Here is a 6,009-nt window from a genome sequence, read left to right on the forward strand (position 1 = left end):
CCGGTTGCGAAATCAGCCGCAAATAGGCAATCGCATCCCGAATTTCCGCACGTTCATAAAAGCGCGCCCCGACAACCCGGTATGGCAAGCCAATGGCAATAAAGCGTTCTTCAAATTCACGAGTCTGGAACCCAGCGCGCACCAATACAGCTATCTGAGACAGATGCGCTCCATTCTGTTGCATCGATTCGATATGACTGGATATTGATCGCGCCTCATCGGCACCATCCCAATAGCCATTTACGCGCACCTTTTCACCGTCATCAGCCGATGTGAATAGCGTCTTGCCAAGCCGCGTTTCATTTCGCGCAATAACTGTCGAGGCCGCCGCCAGAATATGACCCGTGGACCGGTAATTTTCTTCAAGCCGGACAGTCTTTGCCCCCGGAAAGTCGCTTTCAAAGCGCAAAATATTGCCAACCTCAGCGCCGCGCCAGCCATAGATCGACTGATCATCATCACCCACACAACAAAGGTTATTACGTTGCCCTGTCAATAAGCGGAGCCATAGATATTGCGCGACGTTGGTATCTTGATACTCATCCACCATGATATGCGTGATGCGCCCATGATAATCAGCCAGCACATCGGAATGATTCTGGAAAATGGTGAGCATATGCAACAGAAGGTCACCAAAATCCACAGCGTTAAGTGTCAGCAGGCGCGCCTGATAGTCCTTATAGAGTTGTTGCATGCGACCATTGGCAACATCACCCGCCTCGGCAAGCGTGATCTTTTCTGGCACCAAACCACGGTCTTTCCAGCGCGATATAACCCCCGCTACCATTCTTGCCGGCCACCGCTTTGGATCAATATTTTCTGCTGCCATAAGCTGTTTGATCAAACGCACCTGGTCGTCACTGTCAAGAATGGTGAAATCTGATTTCAGACCGACCAGATCAGCATGTCGGCGTAGCATCTTGGCTGCCAGCGAGTGAAATGTGCCTAGCCACACTTGTTCGACCATCGGCCCGACCATATCACCGATTCGGCTTTTCATCTCACGTGCGGCCTTATTGGTGAAAGTCACCGCTAGAATATTCCACGGTTTGGCTGTACCGCTGGCGACAAGCTCGGCGAGCCGGGATGTCAACACCCTGGTTTTGCCAGTTCCAGCACCCGACAGAACCAGAAGTGGACCTTGAAGGGATGTAACAGCGTCAGACTGGGATATATTGAGACCGGTTAACCAGGGGCTTACCGGATTTTGATTGAGATCATTCATCATAAGCCCAAACTCGCAAATGGGCGCTACTCGGTCAATATTACAAAGTCACTTTTACCATTAATTCGCCATATAAGATGCCAGAACATAAATTCGGCACTCATGGTAGCTCGAAATCTTGGCCAAAGCGACAAACGCACTTTGACACAAATATTGTTTGCGGTATCGTAACATCATTATTTTAATAGTGTTTTATGTGGGTATGGGATTAGACATGATTATAGGCCGGTGCATCCTAATGCTGCGTTCGCAATTATTGATCCTGACCAGCCTCGTAACATTCGTAGCCTGTTCCAGCGTTCCGGAAAATCAGCGCAGTGATATGCGTGATCGCTATGAAAATAGCAACCGCGCTGTTTTTGATTTCAACATGGGCGTTGACACCTATGTTATTGAACCTGTGGCCAGCGGTTACCGTAAAGCCGTACCCGAAGGTGGACAAACCGCCATTGCACATCATCTAGCATGGGCCGGATTACCATCTACCGCGATCAATTCTTCGCTGCAAGGCAAATATGAAAATGCGGGACTTGCGGTGCTTAATTTTGCGATTAACGGGCTGACGCTTGGATTTGTCGATCTGATGGGAGATGACGCTGCCCCCATTCACAAAGAAGATTTTGGCCAGACGCTTGCCGCCGCCGATATTGACGAAGGTTCATATCTGATGGTGCCGTTTCTGGGGCCACATACGACACGAAGCCTGACCGGGCGCGTTGTCGATATGGTTATGAATCCCTATTCAATTATAGAGGTAGGTGCCCCACTTCAAACATGGCAGACAGCACGCATACCTACATCAGCCGTCTCGTTTCGCGCAGCTAATTTCGAAGCCTTCAACGACGTAAAATATAACGCACTGGATCCCTATGCGCGAACAAGATCGGTCTATTACCAGCAACGAAACGGATTGCTGGACGATAAGTTACGCGGTGGCGGCACCTCATCAGCCGATGACGAATTTGAAGATTTCTTTGGAGAGGACGGATAATGACACGACGTTTCTTTTGCCAAATTTCCATTATCTTTGCCATGCTTTTCACCCTGCCTATATTGGCACCAGCATCAGCCTTTGCCAAAAATCAGATCGAAAGAGCTGAAACTCATGTCAACAATATGATGCTGGACTTGCAGGGGTTTCTTGATGAGGGTTCGGATAATGTTGAAAAGCGGATAGAAGCCGTCACCTATCTTCTGGATAGCTATTTTGATCTTCCCTTGATCGCGCGCTTTTCTGCCGGAGCTTACTGGCGTAAAGCCACACCAGTCGAGCGCCAAACATATAGCGATATCATGCGCGAAGTCATGATCGGCACTGTTGTCCGCAATTTTGACCAGCTTTCCGGCCTAGAATATAGTCCAGTAAAAAGCACCGCCAAAGGCGAGAAGCTGGTGCTTGTTGGCGGCACCTTTACAGATCAGGCAAAAACCCGTGAACCGGTGGCCATCAATTGGCGCGTCACAACGCCCGCTGATGGTGATGCCCGGGTCATGGATATTGAGATTGAAAACATCTCTATGCTGGTCACCCAGAAAAACGAAAATATCGCGATCATCCGCAAAAATGAGGGCAATTTTTCAGCTCTGATTGATGCTATGCGTTCAAAAATCAGCCAATAATCATCTGTCAGGCGATATTATTAGCGGCTGATTGGCTTATATTTGATCCGTGTCGGGCGGTCGGCATCGGCACCCAGACGGCGCTTCTTGTCGGCTTCATAGGCTTCATAATTGCCTTCAAACCACTCAACATGGCTATCGCCTTCAAAGGCCAGAATATGAGTCGCAATTCGGTCAAGGAACCAGCGATCGTGACTGACCACCACCGCGCAGCCGGCAAATTCATCAAGCGCTTCTTCAAGCGCGCGTAGCGTATCGACATCCAGATCATTCGTCGGCTCATCAAGCAGAAGCAAGTTAGCTCCGCTTTTAAGCATTCGTGCCAGATGCACACGATTGCGCTCACCGCCAGATAGTTGTCCGACATGCTTTTGCTGATCAGCGCCTTTGAAGTTGAACTGACCAACATAAGCACGTGACGCCATCGTTCGCTTGCCCAGCTCAATCTCATCCAGCCCATCCGAAATAACTTCCCAGACGGTCTTGTCATCCGCTAGGGAATCGCGCGACTGGTCAACATAGCCAAGCTTGACTGTGTCACCGACCGTGAATGTGCCAGCATCGGTTGACTCAACGCCGGTAATCATTTTGAACAATGTTGTCTTACCTGCACCGTTTGGACCAATCACCCCGACAATACCGCCTGGTGGCAAGCGGAATGATAGATCGTCAACCAGTAACCGATCGCCAAAGCCCTTTTGAATGCCCTCGGCATTGATAACAATGTCACCAAGACGCGGACCTGCCGGAATGGTGATGCGGGCAGTATCGGTCTGACGCTGTTGGTCTTCGGCAAGCAGTTTTTCATAGGCATTAATACGGGCTTTTGATTTGGCCTGACGCGCTTTTGGTGCCGAGCGCACCCAGTCAAGTTCACGTGACAGTGACTTAACGCGGGCATCATCAGCTTTGCCTTCCTGTTCAAGCCGCTTATGTTTTTGTTCTAGCCAGCCTGTATAATTACCCTCATAGGGAATTCCCGCCCCGCGATCGAGTTCCAGAATCCAGCCTGCCACCTCGTCAAGGAAATAGCGATCGTGGGTGATGGTGACAACAGTGCCCGGAAAATCATGCAGAAACTTTTGTAACCATGCAACGGATTCGGCATCGAGATGGTTTGTCGGTTCGTCAAGCAACAGCATATCTGGCGCGCTTAATAACAATTTACACAAGGCAACGCGGCGTTTTTCACCACCTGACAGTTTGGTAACATCGGCATCACCAGGCGGCACACGCAACGCATCCATCGCAATTTCAGCTTTGCGCTCAAGATCCCAACCGTCAATCGCATCAATTTCTTCCTGCAATTCGGCCTGTTCGGCGATCACTGCATTCATTTCATCATCGGTCATTTCTTCGGCGAATTTGGCACTTACTTCATTAAAACGATCAACAAGCTCCTTGGCGCGCCCCATGCCCGCCAGCACATTGCCCGTCACATCCATGCTGGTATCAAGTTCAGGTTCCTGTGCCAGATAGCCAATCTTGATGCCATCAGCAGCCCATGCCTCACCCTGAAAGTCAGTCTCGATGCCCGCCATAATGCGTAATAAGGTTGATTTACCAGCACCATTCAGGCCAAGCACGCCAATTTTGGCACCTGGCAAAAACGATAGATTGATGTTTTTCAATACTTCCTTGCCGCCAGGCCATGCTTTGCTGAGACGGCTCATTACGTAAACATACTGATGACTGGACATACTTCACCTTTGGTTTGAAATGCGAGGTGCCGATGCCTGTAGCTTTCGGCGTTATATTACTGAGTCTTGTTTTATCGGGTTTTAGAGCAAAGCACCAGATATGATCACCAGCTTTCTGCATAAACGCCTAAATTCAGCCCAAATAATAGCATATAAGACCCTATTCTATGGTTGCGAAAGACATGAATTTGTAGCTTAATGTCAGCGCATTACGGCATATGATGCCAACGCGTTACGATGCAGAGAAAGTTTTAACAATGGTATCTCACGTTCCAGCTTTGGGCATTCTCTTGGATTTGCTTTTTGGCATCCTCATGTGGGCGAGTTGTGTGCAGTTTATGCTGACTATCTTTTTGAATGAAGACAGTAAAACTGTGCTGTTAAGCATTGTCAGGAAAACCACCGCGGGTGGGTTATTTATTGTCCGCTATATTGCCCCTGCATTTCTGGTCAATAAGGTAATGCCGCTTTATCTGGCTTTTGTTCTGTTTGTTCTGCGGTTTTACGCGCTACCCACGATATTGGATTATGACGTGGTCAGCTTTAGCGCTATGCCACTTGAAGCCCTGATCAAAGGCGTCTTTATCGATTTTGGCCTGATATAAACGCTGATAATTCTGTGCCTCAATCTGGGCTGTGCCTCAATCTGGCGCGCGTTAATCAGATATTATCGACATTTTCTGCGTCACCTGACCGGTGCCATTGACCCGCCAGACCATCTGCCCTTTGGCATTTTCAAGAACCAAAAGCATATCGCCCTTTTCCGCATCACTGGCGCTGATGATGCGGGTGTCAGCAGGCACGACAAGTTCGATTTCAACAGCGTCTTTAACCGCATTCGATGCCGTTATGCGTGAATATATGGTGACAATGATTGTCACCAAGGCCGCCACAATCAATACCGCCATAATGACGCTCATCGCCTTAATCAGACCTAGATGCCCAACCACTGGCGAAGGCATGTCGCCAGCTATATCGCCAGATTTTGCATCGCTGTCACTGTCTTGATTTGTATTGTTGGTCGATTTTGCGTTATTGTCCGCCATCATGACTCATTCGCACCCTACACAATCGGTTACATTGTCAATCACTGCACCAGCCGAAGCAGCCGCACAGCGGATCGACAAATTTCTGGCCGAACATCTGGACGATGAAGGCCAGTCTTTGTCACGAAGCCGGATCAAGGCGTTAATTCTTGATAAACGGCTTCTTGAAGATGGCCGAACCTTAGCCGATCCCTCAAGCACGGTCAAACCCCTGTGCCACTATGCGCTGGAATTACCACCGCCTGTTGATGCCACCCCAAAGGCCGAAAACATCCCGCTTGATGTGCTGTATGAAGACGCCCATATCATCGTGCTGAATAAACCTGCTGGCATGGTGGTGCATCCGGCTCCCGGTTCGCTGACAGGCACATTAGTCAATGCGTTGATCGCGCATTGCGGTGATAGCCTGACCGGTATT

General features: G+C 49.3%; 6 protein-coding genes and 1 pseudogene. 4 read left to right on the forward strand and 3 right to left on the reverse strand.

What is annotated here, in order from left to right:
• Window positions 1–1,228, reverse strand: a 1,228-nt coding sequence (locus ACTF7Q_RS09965; protein WP_438997687.1) for an ATP-dependent helicase, incomplete at its 3' end; no start/stop codon positions are given.
• 235 nt (window positions 1,229–1,463) lie between these two features.
• Here ACTF7Q_RS09965 and ACTF7Q_RS09970 point away from each other — a divergent pair.
• Both ACTF7Q_RS09970 and ACTF7Q_RS09975 read left to right on the forward strand, forming a co-directional pair.
• On the forward strand, window positions 1,464–2,216 hold the full coding sequence (locus tag ACTF7Q_RS09970) for an MlaA family lipoprotein (RefSeq protein WP_438997688.1): 753 nt from the start codon (window positions 1,464–1,466) through the stop codon (window positions 2,214–2,216).
• Window positions 2,216–2,845 (forward strand): MlaC/ttg2D family ABC transporter substrate-binding protein, encoded by a 630-nt coding sequence (locus ACTF7Q_RS09975; protein WP_438997689.1) that lies wholly within the window; start codon window positions 2,216–2,218, stop codon window positions 2,843–2,845. Before ACTF7Q_RS09970 ends, ACTF7Q_RS09975 begins: the two co-directional genes overlap by 1 nt.
• Window positions 2,846–2,865: 20 nt before the next feature.
• On the opposite strand, the gene ettA is transcribed toward ACTF7Q_RS09975, so the two are convergent.
• Window positions 2,866–4,545, reverse strand: coding sequence for an energy-dependent translational throttle protein EttA (ettA, locus tag ACTF7Q_RS09980; RefSeq protein WP_438997690.1), 1,680 nt, complete (start codon window positions 4,543–4,545; stop codon window positions 2,866–2,868).
• A gap of 338 nt (window positions 4,546–4,883) precedes the next feature.
• Here ettA and ACTF7Q_RS09985 point away from each other — a divergent pair, with 338 nt between their 5' ends.
• A complete protein-coding gene (locus ACTF7Q_RS09985; protein ID WP_438997691.1) occupies window positions 4,884–5,150 on the forward strand; it encodes a hypothetical protein in 267 nt (88 codons plus the stop codon).
• Window positions 5,151–5,201: 51 nt separating this feature from the next.
• Here ACTF7Q_RS09985 and ACTF7Q_RS09990 read toward each other — a convergent pair whose 3' ends face one another.
• Window positions 5,202–5,591 (reverse strand): hypothetical protein, encoded by a 390-nt coding sequence (locus tag ACTF7Q_RS09990; RefSeq protein WP_438997692.1) that lies wholly within the window; start codon window positions 5,589–5,591, stop codon window positions 5,202–5,204.
• A 1-nt stretch (window position 5,592) separates the two neighbouring features.
• Here ACTF7Q_RS09990 and ACTF7Q_RS09995 point away from each other — a divergent pair.
• Window positions 5,593–6,009, forward strand: a pseudogene (locus ACTF7Q_RS09995) (RNA pseudouridine synthase); the annotation flags it as partial.

The sequence above is a fragment of the Puniceispirillum sp. (SeqCode) genome (assembly GCF_965657105.1).
Classification (GTDB): domain Bacteria; phylum Pseudomonadota; class Alphaproteobacteria; order Puniceispirillales; family Puniceispirillaceae; genus Puniceispirillum.

Excerpts from the sequence above, each read along its gene's own strand:
- ACTF7Q_RS09970 (WP_438997688.1), top strand. The coding sequence starts at position 1,464 with ATGCTGCGTTCGCAATTATTGATCCTGACCAGCCTCGTAACATTCGTA.
- ACTF7Q_RS09975 (WP_438997689.1), top strand. The coding sequence starts at position 2,216 with ATGACACGACGTTTCTTTTGCCAAATTTCCATTATCTTTGCCATGCTT.
- ettA (WP_438997690.1), bottom strand. The coding sequence starts at position 4,545 with ATGTCCAGTCATCAGTATGTTTACGTAATGAGCCGTCTCAGCAAAGCA.
- ACTF7Q_RS09985 (WP_438997691.1), top strand. The coding sequence starts at position 4,884 with ATGCTGACTATCTTTTTGAATGAAGACAGTAAAACTGTGCTGTTAAGC.
- ACTF7Q_RS09990 (WP_438997692.1), bottom strand. The coding sequence starts at position 5,591 with ATGGCGGACAATAACGCAAAATCGACCAACAATACAAATCAAGACAGT.